This is a genomic window from Campylobacter sp. BCW_6460, assembly GCF_001762705.1.
Lineage (GTDB): Bacteria > Campylobacterota > Campylobacteria > Campylobacterales > Campylobacteraceae > Campylobacter_D > Campylobacter_D jejuni.
The window spans coordinates 1-20369 of sequence record NZ_MJXI01000033.1; the positions used below are offsets into that span (position 1 = coordinate 1).

Below are 20369 nucleotides of genomic sequence, written 5' to 3' on the forward strand. Positions count from 1 at the left end.
AAGATGGCAATACCCATACAGGATTTGCTCAGTTTAATTATCTTTGGTAATCTTATAAAAGATAATACTTAGTTTAATTAGTTTACTTCCCTACTTGTTAAAAATTTCATCCTGATAATTTTAAAATTATTGGGATGGATGTTGTTATATTTTTTTATTTTTGTTTTATTATTTAATTTTATAAAAATATAATTATCTTTTTATGCAACTTATAAGATAATATTAGATTTTAATGTAACTATCAAGGAAAAATATGTTTGATAAAATTCATTATTATTATTTTAATGCTAATTATGAAAAATGCTTAAACTTGAGTGAGCAATTTTTAAAAGAAAGTCCAAAATTTGCTTTAGAATTTGCTATGCTTTCTTCTTATAAACTTTCTCTTTTTCAAAAAGCTTTATATTATGCTCAAGAGCTTTTTTCTTTAAATCCTACAAGTTTTAATGGTCTTATGCTTGCTAAAAGCTATATTGAAAATTTAAGATTTGATGAAGCCTTGAATTTATTACAAACACTTTTAATTCGCAAAGATGATTTAGAGGATGAACTTAAGTTAGAATTGGCTTTTATTTATAAGCTGAGTAATAAATTAGAAGAATCTGAACAAATTTTCAAAGAATTACTTTCTAAAGATATGTATAATCTTAATCTATGGAAAAATTATGCAGAAATTTATTTTAAACATGATTTTACCAAGGCATTAAATGCACATGAGCACTTGTGTCATTTTATGCAAGATTTGATTGATAAACTACAAAAAGGAATCATTGCTGAACAAACCAATCTTAATTTAATTAAACTCGAAGATAGGCTTCATAGTAAAACCAAAGAAAATCTTACTATTTCTAAAATAGAAGATTTTTTAACTCATCAAATTTTACCCCAAAAAGCATACTTGCTTTTTAAGCTTTTTAGAATATCTGATTCTTTAGAACTTTTTCAATCACTACAAGAAGCCAATCAACACCATGCACAGTTTTGGCAAAACTATGCTAAGGTCTTAGAATTTAATTCAAACTATCAAGAAGCTTATCATGCTTATAAAAAATGTCTTAGCTTGGATTCTCATGCAACCTATCAATTTGATTTGGCTTATCTTTTGATGCGTATGGGAGTGGATGATAATTTTGAAGAGGGTAAGAAATATTATGAAAGCAGATTATTTTATGCTCATAATGAAACTTTTTCTACTTATCATTATAATGAAAGCCTAAAAGCTTTTAATAAATTTGGCGTTGATGCTTTTAAAAATAAAGAAGTTTTAGTATTTTGCGAGCAAGGCTTTGGCGATACTATAATGTATGCAAGATGCTTAGAAAAACTTTGTAAAATCGCTTCAAAGGTTTTATTTGCTCCTCAAAGTGCCATGTATGAAATGTTTAAAAATCAAATCAAATTTTTAAATCAAAATGATGATATTTTTAAAAATGTAAAGGTTTTAAAAAATCTACCTACAAATTTTGATTATGCTATTCCTATTTGTTCTTTGCCTTTTTTTATTGATATTAAGCTTGATGAGATTTCACGATTAAAAACACCTATATTGCCACAGAAAAAACCGCATAATCAAAGAAAAAAACTTGGTATTTTTTATGCTACTCCTAATGCTGAAAATTCTGATTTATTAAGAAATGTAAAATTTGAATTTTTATTTGATATATTAAAAAACTTAAATTATGAAATCATTTCTTTTCAAATGCAATTAAAAGAAGAATTACCTAAGGTAATAGAAGATAGAAGTAAGCTTATAGAAAATTGGAATGATACTCTAAATTATTTATATGATATTGACTGTATGCTTAGTATTGATAGTGCTATAGCGCATTTAAGTTTAGCTATGGATATTCCTACTATAGTTCTTTTACATCCTAGGTTTGATTGGCGTTGGGGAAAATTTGAAAATCCTAAAAGTTATTTTTGGCCAAAAGCAAAATGTTTTATCATAAAAGAACAAGAAGAAACAAAAAGGAATTTGCAAAAACTGATTAAAGATATTTTAAATTAAAGCTTAGTTTAAGAGCTTTAGGTGGAAAATTTGGTTTTTGATTTCCAAAAATTAAAAAATTGATTTTTAAACTAATCAAGGTATAATTTTAAAGTTAAAAATAAGGAATAACTATGCTCTATGTTTATATCAAAACTCAAAATGCTTTAGTTCAAAGAATCAACTTTAATCTCGATAGTCAAGAACTACCACAAAATATTTTATGGATTGATTTACTTCATCCAAGTGCAGCAGAAATTGCTTTTATATCAAGTGAATTTAATCTTGAGTTTCCTACAAAAGAAGAAAGAGAAGAAATAGAACTTAGCGCAAAATATTGGGAAGACAATGCGACAATAACCATCAATGCTCATTTTTTAGTAAGAGATCTTAAAAGCGATGAAGAAGATAGGAATTTAATCAAACTTCGCACAGAAATTGTTACTTTTGCTACAGCTAAAAATATCTTATTTACTATAAGATATAACGAATTTAGCACTTTTGAAGAAATTCAAGCAAGGATTTTAGCTAGTCCGAAGAATTTTGAAGATGGTTTTGATATTATTGATAAAATGTTTGAAGTGCGCGTTGAAAAAGATGCGGATTTACTAGAATGGATAGATAAAGAAGCAAGACGCTTAAGAACAAGTGTTTTAGAAAAAAAAGATGAATATAGTTATGATAAAATGCTAAAGGATATTTCAAGCTTACAAGAGCTTAATATGCGTGTAAGAGATTCTTTATTTGATAAACGTCGTGCTATGACTTCTTTGTTAAAAAGCGATAAAATCGATAAAGATATAAAACAAAATCTCACTATAGTTTTAAAAGACTTAAATTCTTTGGTTGAATTTAGTGTTTCACAACTTAATATCTTAGACAATATTCAAACCATTTTAGCCAGCCAAATCAACATAGAACAAAACAAAATCATTAAAATTTTTACCGTTGCAACTGTTGCCATGATGCCTCCTACTTTAATAGGAACTGTTTATGGTATGAATTTTAAATTCATGCCAGAACTTGAACTTCACTATGCTTATCCCATAGTGCTTGGCGTGATGGTAATTTCTATCATTTTACCTTTGGTTGTTTTCAAGAAAAAAGGATGGTTATAAAAATTTATTAAGGAGGAACAATGGATACGATAAACATAGGAATTTTAACCCTAAGCGATAGAGCAAGTAGTGGCATATACGAAGATAAAGCTACTGCTGAAATTGAAAGAGTGTTAAATTCATATATAAAAAATGATATTATTTATCATAAAGAATTAATCCCCGATGATTATGATTTGATCATTAAAAAATTACTTTATCTAGCAGATGAAAAAAAATGCGATTTGATTGTTACAAGCGGAGGTACAGGTCCAGCGCTTCGTGATGTAACCCCAGAAGCCACGGAAGCCGTGTGTGATAAAATGATGCCAGGTTTTGGAGAGCTTATGCGCTTAGAAAGTTTAAAATATGTCCCAACAGCCATACTTTCAAGACAGAGCGCAGGAATTCGCAATAAATCTTTTATCATTAATTTACCAGGAAATCCTAAAGCTATAAAAGAATGTCTAGAGCCTGTTTTTCCAGCTATACCTTATTGTATTGATTTAATAGAAGGTGCTTATATAGAAGCAAATGATGAAGTTATTAAGGTTTTTCGCCCTAAGAAAAAATGTCAAAATTAAAATTTATTAGCTCTGATAAGTCTGCTTAATTGTCTAGCAAGCAGACTTGCCGAAGCTTCATCTTTGCTTATCTTTTGCACTTTATTTTTAAACTTACAAAGTCTGTCATCTAAAATCATATCATTGATTGGAATTTTAGGCTTTTCTTTTTGCTTTTGTGAAATCTTTTTCTTAAAAAACATTCTTTAATCCTTTTTTATAAATATACATCAACTTAGTTGAAAAGAATATTATTTTAGATTTTAAGCTATTAACTTTATTTCATTATTTTAAGCTAGAATTCGCAAAAAACCAATCAAGGAAAAATAATGACTTTAATTGCAATTTTATGTCTTTACACAGCACTTTTATCTTGGATTTCCTATACTCAAATTCGTTTCTTAGAAAGAGAAAAAGACAAACAAGCTCAAATTTTAAGCGAAAAAGACTATCAAAATGCAGCAGACATTGCCATCGAAAATGAAAAATTTAAACTATTTTCCAATTTTTATAATTTAATCATCAATGTTGCATGGATAGGTTTTGGATTTTTATATCTTAAAGAATTACTTATCTCAAATAACACTCGTTTTGAAAATACTTTATTTTTATTATCTTTTTTAATAATCACAAGTATTTTAAATCTACCTTTAAGTATTTATGAAAGTTTTATCAAAGATAAAGCCCATGGTTTTTCAAATATGACTGTAAAACTTTTTATCAAAGACACTGTAAAAAGTCTTATTTTAACTTTAATATTTGGATTTTTAATCCTTTATGCTTTGCTTTTTTGCTATGATTTTTTTGGAACTTTTTGGTGGATTGCGGCCTTTATTTTTGCCTTTTGTATTATAGTAATTATAAATCTCATTTACCCTACCTTGATAGCACCTATTTTTAATAAAATGGAAAAACTAAACGATGAAAATTTGCTGAAAAAAATCAGCTCTTTAATGAAACAATGTGGGTTTAATGCAAATGGGGTTTATGTTATTGATGCAAGCAAAAGAGATAAACGTTTAAATGCTTATTTTGGTGGACTTTTTAAAAGCAAAAGAGTGGTTCTTTTTGATACATTATTAAAAGCTTTAAATGAAAGAGAACTTTTAGCTGTTTTAGGACACGAGCTTGGACATTTTATTCATAAAGATATTATCAAAGCTTTATTTAACGGTGCTATAACTATGTTTTTACTTTTTTTTGTTTTTGCAAATTTACCTGAATTTGTTTACTTAGAAAGTCATCTAGAAGGAGTAAATGGCGGTGTATTTGCTCTTTTATTTATCTTTGCAAATATTTTTAGCTTTTTAATCTCTCCTATACTTAATGCCTTAAGTAGAAAAAATGAATTTGCAGCTGATCAACACGGAGCTAAAGTTACAAGCAAAGAAGATATGAAAAATGCGTTGATAGCTCTAGCAAGAGAAAATAAAGCTTTTATCAAAACAAGTAAAATATATACATTTTTTTATCTCAGTCATCCAAGTATTAGCGATAGAATCAAGGCTCTTTCTTGACTATAAAAAATGCTCTTATAGAAGCTAAATCTAGGTTAAAAGGTTATGAAAATGAAGCAGTATTTATACTCTGTGAATATCTAAAAAAAGATAAAGCTTGGTTATTTTTAAACCAAGATATAGAAATAGATCACAAACCTTATTTTGAGCTTATAAGACGTTTTAAATCTGGAGAACCTTTTGAATATATATTTGAAAAAGTGGATTTTTGGGGCTTAGAATTTAAGATAAAAAAAGGTGTTCTAATCCCTCGTTACGATAGTGAAATTTTACTTTTTCAAATTTTAAATTTATGCAAAAAAAATACTTTTAATAAGATTTTAGAAATAGGATTTGGAAGCGGAATTTTAAGCATTGTTTTAGCCAAAGAACTTGGGTTAAAAATCACAGCCTGTGATATCAATCCTAAAGCCTTAGAATTAGCTTTAGAGAATGCCAAATTACACAAAGTCGATCACTTAATTGACTTTAAACTTTGTAATTTTAAGCAAATTAAAGAAAATTATGATTTTATTTTTTCAAATCCACCTTATATTAAAAATTCATATCCTATAGATATTTGGGTACAAAAAGAACCCAAAGAAGCTTTATTTGGCGGAGAAAAAGGATATGAAATTTTAGAAGAAATCATACATTTTTCCCTTGATAAAAAAGTTAAATTTTTAGCTTGCGAATTTGGCTATGATCAAAAAAAAATTTTGGAAAAAATTTTATATCAAAATAATTTCATTGTTGATTTTTTCAAAGATGAACAAGGTTATAATCGTGCTTTTATAGCTAAATTTACAAATATGCGTTATGATAAAAAATAAAAGGAGAAACTCTTGAAAGCTGTTAATTTATTTTTACTTGCCTCCATCATAGGGGTTGAACTCATACTAGGAATAGTTGTTGCACCAACAATTTTTTTTCCTCAAAATCTTATAGGAGAAGGAGTGTTGAGCCATTTTCAAAGTGGCTTAATGATGACGCAAATTTTTATTAAAATGGGATATTTACTGATTTTTGTTTCAGTGGTTAATTTTTTATATGAAATTTATTCTCTTATAAAAGATGAAATGAAATTTCAAATAAAATTTTCAAAATTTATGCTGAGTTTGCTTATTTTGATTTTAAGCTTAATATTTGTTTTTTATTTTACTAATACCATAATTGAACTCCAAAACTTAGGCGAAAACGCTACAAAAACTCAAGAATTTATCAGTATCCATAATGCAAGTGAAGTGGTGATTAAAATCATCTTGATAATGCAAGTTTTTTTATATTTCTTAAGCTTTAAAATAGCAAAAAAATGATAGAATATTAAATAAATCCAAAAGAGAAGGAGTAGGCCATGATGATCTCTGATGCAACTATGATGCAACAAAATTATTATTTAAACAATGCACAAAAAGCTAGCGATAAAGCTTTAGAAAATATTGCAGCTGTTCGCGCAATAAGTGGAGTTGATAGTGCCAATTTAGCTATTGCTGATTCTTTAAGATCTCAATCAAGCACTATAGATCAAGGTGTCGCAAATGCTTATGATGCTATAGGGGTTTTACAAATTGCAGATGCTAGCCTTACCAATATCTCTCAAAGCACAGATAGACTTAATGAACTTTCAGTAAAAATGAACAATGCTACACTTAATGATTCTCAAAAAGGAATGCTAAGAACAGAAGCAACACGCATACAAGAATCCATCAATGATTCTTTTAATAATGCAACTTATAATGGAAAAAATGTCTTTCAAACTATGAATTTTGTAGTAGGTAGCGGAACTGAAACTACAAATTTAAATCCATTAGCAACAGGTGGATTAAGCATAGATAATCAAGATAGTATTACAAATTTTATGGATCAACTTGGAAGTTTAAGAAGTGAAATAGGCTCAGGTATCAATGCCATTACATCAAATATTAATGCAAGTGTTCAAAACAGCATCAACTCAAAAGCAGCTGAAAATAATTTACTAAATAATGACATAGCAAAAAATGTTAATGATTTTAATGCCAATTATCTAAAAGAAAATGCTGCTGCTTTTGTTGCTGCGCAATCCAACATGCAGCTTCAAAGCAAAATTGCTAATTTATTACAATAATATAAGCCCTAAATAGGGCTTATTTCTTTATCAAAATGACTTTAGAGCAAATTTTAGAAAAAACCAAAAACGTTCGTCTTGTAGCCGCAAGCAAGTATGTCGATGCAAGTATAATTGAAAAGCTTTTTGATCAAGGTATAGTAGAATTTGGAGAAAATCAAGTCCAAGCTCTAGCACAAAAAAAAGAAAATCTTGATGAAAAAAAATTAGACATAAAGTGGCATTTTATAGGAACTCTACAAAGCAACAAAATCAATCTCTTAATCAAACAAAAACCTATATTATGGCACTCTTGTAATGGTATTAAAATAGCTAAAGCTATGGACAAAAGACTTGATTATAAATTAAATACTTTATTAGAAATCAATAGTGCAAATGAAAATAGCAAAAGCGGTCTAGATCCAAATCAAGCTGTAGAAGAATATTTACAAATACAAGAAGAATGCTCTAATCTAAATCTTTGTGGCGTAATGAGCATAGGATCACACAGCCAAGATAAAGAAAGTATTATCAAAAGCTTTGAAACTACATTTAAAATTTATGAAATTCTTCAAAAACATGGGGCTAAAATTTGCTCTATGGGGATGAGTAATGATTTTGAAATTGCTATAAAATGCGGATCCAACTTAGTAAGACTTGGAAGCATTTTATTTAAAAATCTTAAGTAAGAACAATCTTACTTAAGCATATTTATTAGAAATTTCCTCTACTATACTATCAGAGATAATAAAATCTGTATGATAAAGCAAGCAAGATCCCGCGCTAATAACTTTTAAAACAAGTTTTTTATTATTTTTTTCATTAGGATTATGTGCATTTCTAGCAATTTCATGAATTTCATAGATTAATTCTCTATTTAATCTTGTCAAATCTAGCTCTATGATATTTTTTTCAAATTCCTTAGGTTCTGCGGTAAAATGATTTTCTTCTTTATTTTTGAAATCTTTTTTTGCTCCAAATTTTTTTATAGCTTTAATCTCGCCATCTTCAAGACTTTGTAAATCTTTAATTGCTTTTAAAAAAAAGCTAGGCTTCTCCCCTCCCTCAGCTTTAAATCCCAATACAAAACCATAGGCATTATTTTTTAAATTTTCATCTTTGATGATGTTTTCTATTTCTTCTACATTGCTTTCAAATACAGTAGCATCAAACGAAGAATAATAATCCAAAATTTCAATTCTACCATAACGCTTATTATTTTTACTCATCATGGATTTGAAATCTTCAATTTTACCTATACTTAAAATTTCTCCATTGTTTTTTAAACTTTCAAAATCTAAACTTTTAACATAATCTATGGCATTAATTTGTTCATAAAATCGATCTAAAGGATGGCCTGAAACATAAATTCCTAAAATTTCTTTTTCATATCCTAATTTTTCCATCACTTCAAATTCTTCATTTTTGGGAGTAAAATTTACTTGAACACCTGAAGTTAATTCCTCTTCACCAAAAAGAGAACTTGCAGCATTTTTTCTTACTTCAGCCATTTTACGCGATGCTTCGCTAAGATTTTCCATATTATCAAACAAAGCTTTTCTAGTAAAACCAAACTCATCAAAAGCCCCTGCCTTAATAAGACTTTCTAATGTTCTACGGTTTATTTTGGTAGGATCTATCTTACCTAAGAAATCATTAATATCCTTAAATTCTCCATCTTGTCTTGCTTCAAGTAAATTTTCAACTGCAGGAATACCCACACTTTTTATAGCCCCAAGTCCGTATATAATAGCATCCTTGCCATCTTGCTCTAAAGCACTAAATTCACGGATCGCTTTGTTAATCGATGGAGGTAAAAGTTTAATATTCATTTTTTTCATCTCATCAATATAAACAGCAATTTTATCCACATTGTTTTCTTCGCTTGTTAAAAGCGCTGCCATAAATTCACTAGGATAATAAGTTTTTAAATAAGCTGTTTGAAAAGTAATCAACGCATAAGCCGCAGAGTGAGATTTATTAAAACCATATCCTGCAAATTTTACGATAAGCTCCCATAAATCCTCAGCTTTTGCTCTATCATATCCTTGTTTTTCTGCTCCATCTGCAAAATCAGTCTTAAGCTTTTTCATCTTTTCAGGATCTTTTTTACCCATAGCACGACGCACTACATCAGCACCTCCTAAAGAAAAGCCACCTATAATTTGAACAATTTGCATAACCTGTTCTTGATAAACGATAACCCCATAAGTAGGCTCTAAAACCTTTTCTAAACTGTCAAAAGGATATTCTATACTTTTTAAACCATGCTTTCTGTCGATAAAATCATCAAGCATTCCTGATTCCATAGGGCCTGGACGATAAAGCGCAAGAACCGCAATGATATCTTCAAAACGCTCTGGTTTTAAGCGTGCATTTAAGCTTTGCATACCGCCTGATTCGATTTGAAAAATCCCTAAAGTATTTCCACTTTGTATGGTTTTATAAACTTTGCTATCATTTACATCTATAGTTTCCCAAATAATGTCTTTATTATAACGCTTTTTAATAAGCTTGATTGCATTATTGATTACTGTTAAGGTTTTAAGACCTAAAAAGTCAAATTTTATCAAATCCACATCTTCTAAATGATCTTTAGAATACTGCGTTACCAAATGTCTTTCATCATTTTTACTTTGTCTAAAAAGCGGAGTTTTCTTCCATAAACTCTCATTAGAAATTACAACACCTGCTGCGTGCATACCCGCATTGCGATTTAATCCTTCTAAAGCTCTTGCATACTCCCAAACTTCAGGACCTTTAGGATGACGATCGATAAATTCTTTGATTTTAGGTTCTTTTTCATAAGCAGCATCAAGAGTGATTTTAAGCTCTTCAGGCACAAGTTTAGCAAGCTCATCAGCATCTTGAATACTCATATCACAAACTCTAGCCACATCACGAATCACCCCTTTAGCTAAAAGCTTACCAAAGGTAATAACCTGTGCAACCTTATCTGCTCCATATTTATCAATCACATAATCAATCACTTCAGCACGTCTGTCTTGACAAAAATCCACATCAATATCAGGCATGCTCACACGCTCAGGATTTAAAAAACGCTCAAAAAGTAAACTATAAGGAATAGGATCTAAATCCGTAATCCTCAAACAATAAGAAACCAAACTTCCTGCAGCTGATCCTCTTCCAGGACCTACTGGAATGCCTTTATCTTTAGCCACTTTAATAAAATCATGAACAATAAGCATATAACCTGAAAATTTCATATTTTTAATGATATTAATTTCTACCTCAAGTCTTTGTTTGTATTCTTTATGCTTGCTTTCATCGATAAATTTTAATCTCTCTTCAAGTCCCTTTTTACAAAGCTCTTCAAAAACTATGTCATCATTATCAAAGCTAAATTCTTTTGTTTCTTCAGGCAAGGTAATATTATGATCTTTAGCATATTCTCTTGTAAATTTGAAATTCGGTGGAGTGGGATTGCCAAGATTAAGCTCTAAATTACATTTTTGCGCGATTTCTTGTGTATTTTCTATAGCTTCTGGAATATCTGCAAAAAGCTCACTCATTTGCTCAGGGCTTTTAACATAAAATTCATGCACACTATGACGCATTCTATCAGGGTCATTAAGTTTTTTTCCCATAGCTATACACATAAAAACCTCATGGGCAGCCGCTCTTTCTTTAAAAGTATAATGCGTATCATTTGTAGCAATGATTTTTATATTTAATTCTTTAGAAAGTCTGATAATATCATCATCTATCATTCTTTGATCACCTATACCATGACGCATGATTTCAAAATAAAAATCATCTTTAAAAACTTTTTTATACCATAATGCTGCTTCTTTTGCTGCTTCATAGCCTTTTGCACCAAAACGCACATTTCTTTCACTATAAGTATTTAAGTGCCAATTTACTTCACCTTGCAAGCAAGCAGAAGAACAAATAAGACCTTCGCTATATTTTTCTAAAAGCTTTTTATTGATACGCGGATAATAATACAAACCTTTAATATAACTTTGAGAACTTAAATACATTAAATTTTGATATCCGATCTCATTTTTTGCATACAAACAAAGGTGAAAACGCTGACGAGAACTTTTATCATCTAATTCATCGTGATTATGTAAATACGCTTCCATACCAATGATAGGTTTTAAACCTTGTGCTTTCATTGTTTGATAAAAATCAATTGCCCCAAACATATTTCCATGATCTGTCATAGCAACACTTGTAGCACCCTGCTCTTTTAAAGTCAAAGCTAATTCTTTAAGCTTATTAGCTCCATCAAGCAAAGAATATTCTGTATGTAAATGCAAGTGTGTAAATTGACTCATTTTCTTCCTTTAGTTTTTTAAGGCTTATTTTAATTTTGATAAAAATTATAAATTTTTCTCGCTGAATTTGAAAGAAATTGACCCTAAATTTCAACTTAAATTTTACAAAAAAGGCAAAAATTCAGCCAAAATAAACTATAATAAAAATTTAAGATTTTAATCTTAAATAAAATAAACTTTTCAAAGGATGAAATGATGAAAGTAAAAATTGCTTATTGCAATCTTTGAAATTATCGCCCACAAGCTGCAAGGGTTGCAGAAGAACTACAAAGCGATTTCAAAGATGTTGAAGTAGAATTTGAAATTGGCGACAGAGGTGATTTTATCGTTGAAGTAGACGGAAAAGTTATCTTCTCTAAAACACAACTTATTAATTGCGAAAGTGAAAGATTTCCATATCAAAATGAAATTAATCAATTAATAAAAAATAGAGTGTAATCAAACACTCTATCATAATATTTTCTCATATTCCTTGCCAATATATATGTTTTGCTCATACTCGATAATAGGACGCTTAATACAGCTTGGATTTTCTAATACAATTTTCTCAAGTTCTTTTTCATTTAAACTTTTAACTTTTTCTTTGTTTAAACCAAGTTTTTTAGAAGTTAATCCAGCAGTATTGATAAGATCTTCAAAAGATTTTTGTTTTAACCATGTGTATAAAATATCTTGATTAATCTTTTTAATATCCATAAAATCAAATACAACACCTTTTTGTGTTAAAGCATCCATAGCTTTCTTTACAGAATTACAATTTTTAATACCATAAAGTTTCATTTTCTAGCCTTTTTTACTAAATCTGCAATTAAAAAAGCAAGCTCTAATGCTTGATCCGCATTAAGCCTTGGATCGCATTGAGTCTCATAACGATCTTCTAAGCTTTGAGCAGTAACATTGCTTGCACCACCTGTGCATTCTGTTACATCTTTTCCGGTCATTTCAAGATGCACTCCACCTGGATAAATCCCTTCGCTTATTGCAATCTCAAAAAAAGATCCCACTTCTTGCATGATTTTATCAAACTCACGTGTTTTAAAATTACCTGCTTTTACTGTATTTCCATGCATAGGATCTATGCTGTATACTAAATTTAAACCTTCACTTTTAAGTTTGGAGAAAATTTTTGGCAAATTATTGATAATTTTATCTGCACCCATGCGGATAATAATATTTAATCTTCCTTCTTCATTATTTGGATTTAAAACATTTGCTAAAGCTATGATATCATCAGCACTTGCACTAGGTCCTATTTTAACCCCTAAAGGATTTTTTACTCCTCTTAAAAAATGTACATGAGCTTCATCAAGCGCCCTTGTTCTTTCACCTATCCAAAGCATGTGAGCTGAACAATCGTAAATTTCTCCACTTAAACTATCCACTCTAGTTAAAGCTTCTTCATAAGGCAAAAGCAAAGCTTCATGTGAAGTATAAACACTAACTTCTCTTAGACTCGGAGTATTACTTGTATTAATCCCACAAGCTTCCATAAAAGCCAAAGCTTGTGAAATTTTTTCACTGATATCAGTATATTGCTTATGGAGTTCACTCTTTTTTAAAAACCTCAAATTCCAACGATGCACTTCATGCAAATCTGCTAAACCACCCTTAGCAAATCCGCGCAACAAATTTAGCGTTGTTGCACTTTGATAATAAGCTTCAAGCATTCTATGAGGATCAGGAATGCGCGCTTGTTCGCTAAATTCAAAACCATTAATAATATCACCACGATAACTAGGAAGACTTATACCATTTAACTCTTCAAAATCACTACTTCTTGGCTTGGCAAACTGCCCTGCAATACGACCAATTTTTACAACAGGACATCCACCGGCAAATGTAAGCACTATAGCCATTTGAAGTAAAATCTTAAACATGTCACGGATATTTACAGCGCCAAAATTTTCAAAGCTTTCAGCACAATCTCCACCTTGAAGTAAAAAAGCTTCTTTTTTACAAACTCTTGCTAAAGACTTTTGAAGATTTCTCACTTCTCCAGCAAAAACCAAAGGAGGAAGTTTCTCAAGTCTTGCTAAAACTCTATTCATTTCCTCTTGATCTGGATAGATAGGTTGCTGTTTTATGGGATAGTTTTTCCAAGAATTCTTAGTCCACATGGTTTTTTCTTTCGTTTTATTGATCAGCTTCCTCTATAAGTTGAATAACCAAAAGGAGAAAGGGTTATTGGAACATGATAATGTTTTTGATCTTTAGAAAGCTCAAAACTTACCTCTACAAAAGGATAAAAAGTATTTATTTTGTGTGATGTGTAATAGTCTTTTGTAAAAAATTTAAGCTTATAAATTCCAAAAGCCCTATTTTCAGCTTTTTCATATGGTAATAAATCCCCTATTCTACCATTTTCTTCGGTAAATTCTTCACTTACTTTTTTCCACTGTTGATTTGCTTCCAACTTATAAAGCTCAACTTTTACTTTAGGAGCGGGTTGTCCAGAAGTAATATCCAAGACATGAGTGCTTAATTGATATTCAGTAGCACTCAAAAACATTGGCACGCTTGCTAATATTAATAAAGTTTTTTTAATAGAAAACATTTTCTCTCCTTATATAATATTTACAAGGAATATTATATAAGAGCATTATTAATAATTAAAATCAAATAATAAAAATTATAAATTAATTATAATTATTTAATTGTTAGACTTATAATAAAAAATAATTATAAATTATTTTTTAAGCTCTTTAATACGTGCTGCTTTACCGCGTCTATCTCTTAAGTAGAATAATCTTGCACGGCGTACACGACCACGACGCAAAACAATAATACTTTCCAAACTCTCACTATAAATAGGGAAAATTCTCTCAACGCCAACATTATTAGCACCCATTTTACGTACGATAAAAGTTTCGCTTACGCCATTACCTCTTCTAGCAATACAAATACCCTCAAAATTTTGGATTCTTGTTTTATCTCCTTCTTTGATACGAATTGCAAGCTTTAAAGTATCACCAGCACGAAAATCTGGAACATTTTTACCTTCAATTTGTTTTACTTCAAATTGTTCTATATATTTATTTTTCATAAAAATCCCTTATTTTTTGCGTTCATGCTCTAAAAATAAATCTGGACGAAAAAATTTCGTTTTGCAAGACGCCAAAGTAGTTTTTAAACTTGCAATTCTAGCGTGATTACCCTTTAAAAACTCTGAAGGAGTATAAAATTTTTGATTTTTTTTCTCAAAAATAAAAGGTTTTGAAAAAGCAGGTGCTTCGAGTAAATTATTTTCAAAGCTTTCTTCTTCCAAACTTTCCATATTCCCTAAAACCCCGTTAACATTTCTTAAAATCGCATCACACATTACAAGCGCAGGTAATTCTCCTCCTGTTAAAATAAAATCCCCTATGCTAAAAACTTCATTCGCAAAAATTTCAAGCACTCTTTCATCTATACCTTCATAGCGCCCACATACAAAAACTATGTGTTCTTTTTTACTTAAGCGTTTGGCGTCTTTTTGATTAAAAGTTTTACCACTTGGATTTAAAAAAATAAAATAGGGATTTTCTTTTTTTTCTTGAATACTTTTTAACACCTCATACATAGGTTCAACTTGCATCAAAAGTCCAGCTCCACCACCTATTTTATAATCATCGACTTTATGATAAGAATTTTTAGAAAAATCTCTTGGGTTATAAAAATTAAGTTTGAAAAGTTTTTTTTCTTTTGCTCTTGCAAGTATAGAATCCTGAAAGTAAAATTTCATAAGATTAGGGAATAAAGAAACGAAACTAAATTTCATGAATTTTCTAAAATTAAAAAAGCATCTTGCGTGCAAAAAATCTGTCGTTTTTCTATATCTATATTTTTAACAAATTTATCTAGATACGGAATAAAAAATATTTTAGAATATTTTTTATTCACCCATTTTTCATCACTTTGAATTTCAAATAAATAAGAAGCTCCAATTTCCAAGATATCAACAACTTTACCTAATCTTTTATCTTCTTCAAAAACTTCACACTCTAAAATATCAAAATAAAAAAACTCATCTTTTTTTAATTTACAAGTTTGTCTGCTTTTCTCGATACTCTGAAAAAGAATAAGATTGGTTAATTCTTTAGCTTTTTCTATATCTTCATAATTCTCAAATAAAACAGTAGAATTGCTTGCATTATAATGCTTAATCTTTAATATTTCTTTGGTATTTTTTATAAAAAAGGTAGCATCTTTTTTAAATTGAGAAGAAAAGTCGCTCAGGTTATGCAATTTTACATAACCCTTAAGACCCACAGTTTTACCAAGTTTTGCAACTTGAACAAAATCTTTTTCACTCAAGTGCTTTTACCGTTACCCTATAAGAACTTGCATCCTTGCTCTTATAAGCAGAGATTACGGTTTTTATAGCATTGATCATTTTTCCATTTTTACCTATAAGCTTACCTGTATCAACCTTATGTGCAAAAAGAACAATCTCAAAAAAATTTTCACTTAATTCAATTTTTTGAGTGTTAATCTGTTCAGGATAATCTGCAATTAATTTTGCGTATTCCCTAAGAAAATTCTCTACCATGATTATTTGCTAGTGATAGAAGCAACTTTATCGCTAAGTTTTGCACCAACACTTTTCCAATAAGCTAAACGCTCTGCATCAACTTTAATTACCTCAGGTTCTACCATAGGATTATAATATCCAATACTTTCTATCCAACCACCATCGCGACGTTTCCTACTGTCTGTAACCACAATACGATAAAATGGTCTTTTAGTTCTACCCATTCTTGTAAGTCTAATAACTGTCATTTATACTCCTTAAAAATTAAAAATTTTATTTATAGATACTATAAAAAGTATTTATAAATAAAATTTAAAATTGTCTTCTAGCTTGGCTCATCATTTGTGTCAAATTCTCCATTCCTTTTTTGCCTGAAAATCTTTTTGCAAGTTTTGCTGCATTACTAAATTGTTTTAAAAAACGATTGACTTCTACCTGAGAAAGACCTGCTCCCTCTGCTATACGACGTTTTCTAGCATTATTTAACAAATCAGGATTTTCTCTTTCTTTTGGAGTCATTGAAGAAATCATTGCCTTAATATGTATAATCTCTTTAGAATTATCCAAATCTATATCTTTTACCGCATTTGCCATTCCGCCAAGCCCTGGTATCATACCGATTAAAGACTTCATACTTCCTAATTTTTTAATACTTTCCATTTGGTTAAGAAAATCATTAAAATTAAATTCACCTTTTTTGATTTTTTGATTGAGTTTTTTAGCTTCTTTTTCATCAATCACTGCAGCAGTTTTTTCAGCTAAAGTAGCCAAATCACCCTCGCCCATGATACGACTTACTATGCGATCTGGTATAAAAACTTCTAAATCTGCTACTTTTTCACCTACACCAATAAATCTTAAAGGAATACCGATTTGTTTTGCTATACCTAAGGCTACTCCACCTTTAGTATCTGCATCAAATTTTGATAAAATTACCCCGCTGATACCTAAAACTTCATTAAAACTAGCCGCAGTCTTAACCCCATCTTGACCACTCATTGCATCAGCAACATAGAAAATCTCATCAGGATTTAAAACATCCTTAACTGCTTTTAATTCATTCATCAAAGTCTCATCTATAGCCAAACGCCCAGCAGTATCCACAAGCAAAACATCCACCATAGAACTTTCAGCCTTTTTTAAAGCCTCTTTAGCAACCCTAATAGGATCTTTTTCATTTTCTATGAAGAAAAGTTCAATTTCATTAGCTTCACAAAGTTGTCTTAGCTGCTCCACTGCCGCTAAACGCTGTAAATCACAAGCTGCAACTAAAACTTTTTTATTGCGTAATTTTAAATAATTTGCAAGTTTGATAGTGCTTGTAGTCTTACCGCCCCCTTGCAAACCTGCCATTAGAACTACTGTTGGGGGTTTAGAAGCAAAAACAAAACCTTGATTTTTGCCATTGACACTTAAAATATTTTCTAAATTTACTTTAATGGCATTTAAAAATTGTTTTTGACCTATTCCGTTTTGCTTTACATCTTCTTCTATCGAAGTCAAAAGCTCTTTAGTTACCTTATGGTGAACATCTGCTTTTAAAAGAGCTTTTTTTAAGGTTTCTAAAGCGTTCTTAAGTGCTTTTTCATCATCAACAAAACGTAATTTATTAATCGCTGATTTAAAAGATTCGCTAACTAACTCAAACACTTTATCACCTTTCTATAAAATTTTTAAATTAAACCTTGCATTATACAAAATTTTTTCTTAAATGGCTTTAAAAATCTAAATTTTTTATCTCAAAGCCAACTTTTGCAAAACTATTATCTAGCTCAGCCTTAAAATAATAATCAAAAATTTTAATTTCATAACTATGTAAATACATTCTATCGCTTGAAATTTTAGCATATTTTTCATCACCTACAACGCCATGTTTTATAAATTTAGCATGCACTCTGATTTGATGAGTTCTACCTGTTTGAATGACTATTTTTGCTAAGGTTTTTTTTGACTGCAACATAATAGGAGTAATGATACTTAAGGCACTTAAACCATCTTTTGAAACTTTACTTAATGCTCCACATTTTGCTTTTATGGTAAAAATAGGCTCATTCACTTCAACCTCTTCAGCCAAAACCCCATCTAAAACCGCAATATAACTTTTATAAACTCTGTGTTTTTTAAATTCTTCTATACAAAGCTTTCTAAAATCTTCATCTTTGCAAAGCAAAATCACACCGCTTGTTTCTTTGTCTAAACGATTTAAAAGCTTGGCATTAAATTTTTTCTCCAAGTCTTCACTCACATAAGCGTAAGGTTTATTAATAGCAATAATCTTATCATCTTCAAAAATAATTTGAGGATTTTTGGTTTTTATCACATTAAATCTTGCCTTATCGTTCATCAAAGCTCTAGCAACCACAACTTTTTTTCCATGTGAAAAAACACAACCCTTATCAATCAAATCTTTAGCTTCACGATTTGAAATTTTTTCTTGCAAAGCTAAGAGTTTATAAGCTTTTTCTTGCATCAATTCCCTTTTGTATAGTTTGCATGATAAGATCTAAATTTTCTTTTTTGGAAATTTTAGCTTTTAAATTTAAATAATGGATTTTATCATTTAAATCTTTTAAATTTTCACAAAAATATACATTTTCCACTTCTTCAAACAAAGCCTTTTGATTGTGAATAAATTTCCCGCTGATTAATACATTGTCAAAATATGCCACTTCTATAGGATTGTGTCCTCCTATGCCTTCTATGAAAGAACCTCCAAGTACAACAACATCAGAAATTGCATAAAAATTTACAAGCTCCCCTAAAGTATCTAAAAGTAAAATTTTTTTAGAAAATTTCTTATTTTCATCTTTTAAAGAGCTAAATTTTTCAAATTCTAAACCTTTGTTTAAAAGTAAATTTTCAACTTCTTTAAAACGCTCAGGGTGTCGTGGGGCGATAATGAGTTTTTCATTTTCTTCTAGTTTAAAATGATCAAGTAAAAGCTCTTCTTCATCTTTATGAGTACTAGCAAAAATGATAAGTTTTTCCTTAGGTTTGGTATAAATTTTATTATTTTTAATTTCTAAATTTGCCTTAATATTTTTAAAAATTTTAACATTTTTAGCTCCCAAACTTTCAAGTCTTACTTTATCTAATTCACTTTGAGCAAAAACTTCATCAATATAAGAAAAAATTTTTTTATAAAAAAAAGAAAATTTTTGATAAGAATGATAAGATTTATCAGATATTCTCGCATTAAGCAAAATAATCTTAGCCTTATAAATACGTGCCATAAAAACAAGCATAAGCCAATATTCTGCTTCAAAAATTACCAAAACCTTACAAGGATTAAACCAAAAAGGCAAAAAATTTTCAAAAGCAAGATAATTTACCTTTTTACAAAATTCTTTTGCACATTCAAAACCTGTTTGAGTAATAGTAGTTATTCTTGAATCAAATTTCAAAACCAAAGCTTTAATACTTCTTACCTCCCCGTAAGAACAAGCATGAAAATGTACATCAGCTTTTTCTTGATGTAAATTTTTATAAAGAAAAAATCGAGATTTTAAACTAATTTTGTATTTGGATTTTAAAAAAGAAAGCAAAAGAATAAAGACGGCACAAAATAAAAATGCCGTCCAAGTTAAAAAATAATAAAAAAAGATCAATTTTGTTCTTCTTGCTCTTTATAAAGAATTCTTCCGCAATGAGGACAAGTTACAATCTCTTCACCTTTTACAACGGACAGATAAGTCTTATCGTAAATTTTCATAAAACATCCATAGCATGCTTGTTTTTTAACAGGAACTACAGCAGTATTCTTCGCCCATTTGCGAATTTTCTCATAAAAACTTAAAACTTTTTGATTCATCTCACTCACAAGTTTAGTTTTTTTATCATAAACACTCATTCTATCTTTTTCAAGAACTTCCATTTCAGATTTAATACTTACTCTAATCTCGTTAATATTTTGCTCTTGTTTGATTTTTTCTTCTTCGAGTTCTTTTTTATAAGTTTCTTTATTCTCTAAAATTTTATCTAGTCTTACAATCTCATCATTTGCAGCGTCTAATTGCTCTTTTGCGATATCTTCTTCAATTTTTAAAGCATTAGCTTCTTTTTCTGTTTTTACCGCACCACTTTTTTTAGAAAGATCTTTAATTTTTGCTGAAAACTCGGAAATATGAGCATTATTTTGTACTTTTTGATTTTCTATATCTTTGATTTCTTCATCAATTTTTTCTAAATCTGTGTTGATTTTTCCTATTTTTAACTCAGCATCTTTTAAAGTCTTATTAATACTGTCTATTTTTGGTTCATAACTATCAATCTCTTGATCTATTTTTGATAAAAGCACTAATTGTTCAAGATATTTATTCATTTATTTTC

General features: G+C 29.4%; 23 protein-coding genes. 9 read left to right on the plus strand and 14 right to left on the minus strand.

From position 1 onward, the window contains the following. Nucleotides 1-253: 253 nt before the first annotated feature. The 3 genes from AJ881_RS05695 to mog all read left to right on the plus strand — a co-directional run bounded on the left by AJ881_RS05695 (nucleotide 254) and on the right by mog (nucleotide 3668). Nucleotides 254-2008, plus strand: coding sequence for a tetratricopeptide repeat protein (locus AJ881_RS05695; RefSeq protein WP_070285349.1), 1755 nt, complete (start codon nucleotides 254-256; stop codon nucleotides 2006-2008). Between the two features lie 113 nt (nucleotides 2009-2121). Further along, complete coding sequence (corA, locus tag AJ881_RS05700) at nucleotides 2122-3105, plus strand: magnesium/cobalt transporter CorA (RefSeq protein ID WP_070274956.1); 984 nt, start codon at nucleotides 2122-2124, stop codon at nucleotides 3103-3105. Nucleotides 3106-3125: 20 nt separating this feature from the next. Further along, nucleotides 3126-3668 carry a molybdopterin adenylyltransferase gene (mog, locus tag AJ881_RS05705; RefSeq protein WP_002842823.1) on the plus strand — a complete coding sequence of 181 codons (543 nt, stop codon included), beginning with the start codon at nucleotides 3126-3128 and terminating at the stop codon, nucleotides 3666-3668. Here mog and AJ881_RS05710 read toward each other — a convergent pair. Then, nucleotides 3665-3850 carry a hypothetical protein gene (locus AJ881_RS05710; RefSeq protein ID WP_002861403.1) on the minus strand — a complete coding sequence of 62 codons (186 nt, stop codon included), beginning with the start codon at nucleotides 3848-3850 and terminating at the stop codon, nucleotides 3665-3667. The two genes, mog and AJ881_RS05710, sit on opposite strands and share 4 nt — an antisense overlap. A gap of 126 nt (nucleotides 3851-3976) precedes the next feature. Here AJ881_RS05710 and AJ881_RS05715 point away from each other — a divergent pair, with 126 nt between their 5' ends. Genes AJ881_RS05715 through AJ881_RS05735 form a run of 5 tightly spaced genes read left to right on the plus strand, consistent with a single transcriptional unit; the run spans nucleotide 3977 to nucleotide 7915 of the window. Further along, a complete protein-coding gene (locus AJ881_RS05715; RefSeq protein WP_070282770.1) occupies nucleotides 3977-5164 on the plus strand; it encodes a M48 family metallopeptidase in 1188 nt (395 codons plus the stop codon). Continuing rightward, complete coding sequence (locus AJ881_RS05720; RefSeq protein ID WP_002871298.1) at nucleotides 5161-5976, plus strand: HemK/PrmC family methyltransferase; 816 nt, start codon at nucleotides 5161-5163, stop codon at nucleotides 5974-5976. The genes AJ881_RS05715 and AJ881_RS05720 overlap by 4 nt, the downstream gene beginning before the upstream one ends. Before the next feature lie 12 nt (nucleotides 5977-5988). After that, nucleotides 5989-6459: a DUF4149 domain-containing protein gene (locus AJ881_RS05725; RefSeq protein WP_002858582.1), complete on the plus strand. Its 471-nt coding sequence runs from the start codon at nucleotides 5989-5991 to the stop codon at nucleotides 6457-6459. A 38-nt stretch (nucleotides 6460-6497) separates the two neighbouring features. Further along, complete coding sequence (gene flaC / locus AJ881_RS05730) at nucleotides 6498-7247, plus strand: flagellin C (protein WP_070282768.1); 750 nt, start codon at nucleotides 6498-6500, stop codon at nucleotides 7245-7247. Nucleotides 7248-7282: 35 nt separating this feature from the next. Further along, nucleotides 7283-7915 carry a YggS family pyridoxal phosphate-dependent enzyme gene (locus AJ881_RS05735; RefSeq protein ID WP_002855231.1) on the plus strand — a complete coding sequence of 211 codons (633 nt, stop codon included), beginning with the start codon at nucleotides 7283-7285 and terminating at the stop codon, nucleotides 7913-7915. A gap of 12 nt (nucleotides 7916-7927) precedes the next feature. Here the strand turns inward: AJ881_RS05735 and dnaE are convergent, their stop codons facing one another. Continuing rightward, complete coding sequence (gene dnaE, locus AJ881_RS05740; protein ID WP_070282766.1) at nucleotides 7928-11530, minus strand: DNA polymerase III subunit alpha; 3603 nt, start codon at nucleotides 11528-11530, stop codon at nucleotides 7928-7930. A 195-nt stretch (nucleotides 11531-11725) separates the two neighbouring features. On the opposite strand from dnaE, the gene AJ881_RS09205 reads away from it, so the two are divergent. After that, on the plus strand, nucleotides 11726-11968 hold the full coding sequence (locus AJ881_RS09205) for a SelT/SelW/SelH family (seleno)protein (protein WP_257841545.1): 243 nt from the start codon (nucleotides 11726-11728) through the stop codon (nucleotides 11966-11968). Nucleotides 11969-11980: 12 nt separating this feature from the next. Here the strand turns inward: AJ881_RS09205 and AJ881_RS05745 are convergent, their stop codons facing one another. The 12 genes from AJ881_RS05745 to AJ881_RS05800 form a co-directional block, all read right to left on the minus strand. Then, nucleotides 11981-12310, minus strand: a complete 330-nt coding sequence (locus AJ881_RS05745) for an ArsC/Spx/MgsR family protein (RefSeq protein ID WP_002861397.1) — start codon at nucleotides 12308-12310, stop codon at nucleotides 11981-11983. Next, nucleotides 12307-13647: a class II 3-deoxy-7-phosphoheptulonate synthase gene (locus AJ881_RS05750; protein ID WP_002861396.1), complete on the minus strand. Its 1341-nt coding sequence runs from the start codon at nucleotides 13645-13647 to the stop codon at nucleotides 12307-12309. The genes AJ881_RS05745 and AJ881_RS05750 overlap by 4 nt, the downstream gene beginning before the upstream one ends. A 23-nt stretch (nucleotides 13648-13670) precedes the next feature. Then, nucleotides 13671-14084, minus strand: a complete 414-nt coding sequence (uraH, locus tag AJ881_RS05755) for a hydroxyisourate hydrolase (RefSeq protein WP_002852246.1) — start codon at nucleotides 14082-14084, stop codon at nucleotides 13671-13673. Nucleotides 14085-14216: 132 nt separating this feature from the next. Beyond that, nucleotides 14217-14573 carry a 50S ribosomal protein L19 gene (gene rplS, locus AJ881_RS05760; protein ID WP_070282764.1) on the minus strand — a complete coding sequence of 119 codons (357 nt, stop codon included), beginning with the start codon at nucleotides 14571-14573 and terminating at the stop codon, nucleotides 14217-14219. 9 nt (nucleotides 14574-14582) lie between these two features. Continuing rightward, nucleotides 14583-15287, minus strand: a complete 705-nt coding sequence (gene trmD, locus AJ881_RS05765) for a tRNA (guanosine(37)-N1)-methyltransferase TrmD (protein ID WP_004305579.1) — start codon at nucleotides 15285-15287, stop codon at nucleotides 14583-14585. Next, a complete protein-coding gene (gene rimM / locus AJ881_RS05770; RefSeq protein ID WP_004305577.1) occupies nucleotides 15284-15823 on the minus strand; it encodes a ribosome maturation factor RimM in 540 nt (179 codons plus the stop codon). Before rimM ends, trmD begins: the two co-directional genes overlap by 4 nt. Continuing rightward, entirely contained in the window at nucleotides 15816-16058 is a 243-nt protein-coding gene (locus tag AJ881_RS05775) for a KH domain-containing protein (RefSeq protein ID WP_002861392.1), read from the minus strand. The genes rimM and AJ881_RS05775 overlap by 8 nt, the downstream gene beginning before the upstream one ends. A gap of 2 nt (nucleotides 16059-16060) precedes the next feature. Further along, on the minus strand, nucleotides 16061-16288 hold the full coding sequence (gene rpsP / locus AJ881_RS05780) for a 30S ribosomal protein S16 (protein ID WP_002852274.1): 228 nt from the start codon (nucleotides 16286-16288) through the stop codon (nucleotides 16061-16063). Nucleotides 16289-16352: 64 nt separating this feature from the next. Further along, nucleotides 16353-17690, minus strand: coding sequence for a signal recognition particle protein (gene ffh, locus AJ881_RS05785; protein WP_002861391.1), 1338 nt, complete (start codon nucleotides 17688-17690; stop codon nucleotides 16353-16355). Between the two features lie 67 nt (nucleotides 17691-17757). Beyond that, on the minus strand, nucleotides 17758-18510 hold the full coding sequence (locus AJ881_RS05790; protein ID WP_002861390.1) for an RluA family pseudouridine synthase: 753 nt from the start codon (nucleotides 18508-18510) through the stop codon (nucleotides 17758-17760). Further along, nucleotides 18491-19648 carry a lipid IV(A) 3-deoxy-D-manno-octulosonic acid transferase gene (waaA, locus tag AJ881_RS05795; protein ID WP_004305574.1) on the minus strand — a complete coding sequence of 386 codons (1158 nt, stop codon included), beginning with the start codon at nucleotides 19646-19648 and terminating at the stop codon, nucleotides 18491-18493. The genes AJ881_RS05790 and waaA overlap by 20 nt, the downstream gene beginning before the upstream one ends. Further along, nucleotides 19645-20361, minus strand: coding sequence for a zinc ribbon domain-containing protein (locus tag AJ881_RS05800; protein ID WP_002861388.1), 717 nt, complete (start codon nucleotides 20359-20361; stop codon nucleotides 19645-19647). Before AJ881_RS05800 ends, waaA begins: the two co-directional genes overlap by 4 nt. Nucleotides 20362-20369: the final 8 nt, after the last annotated feature.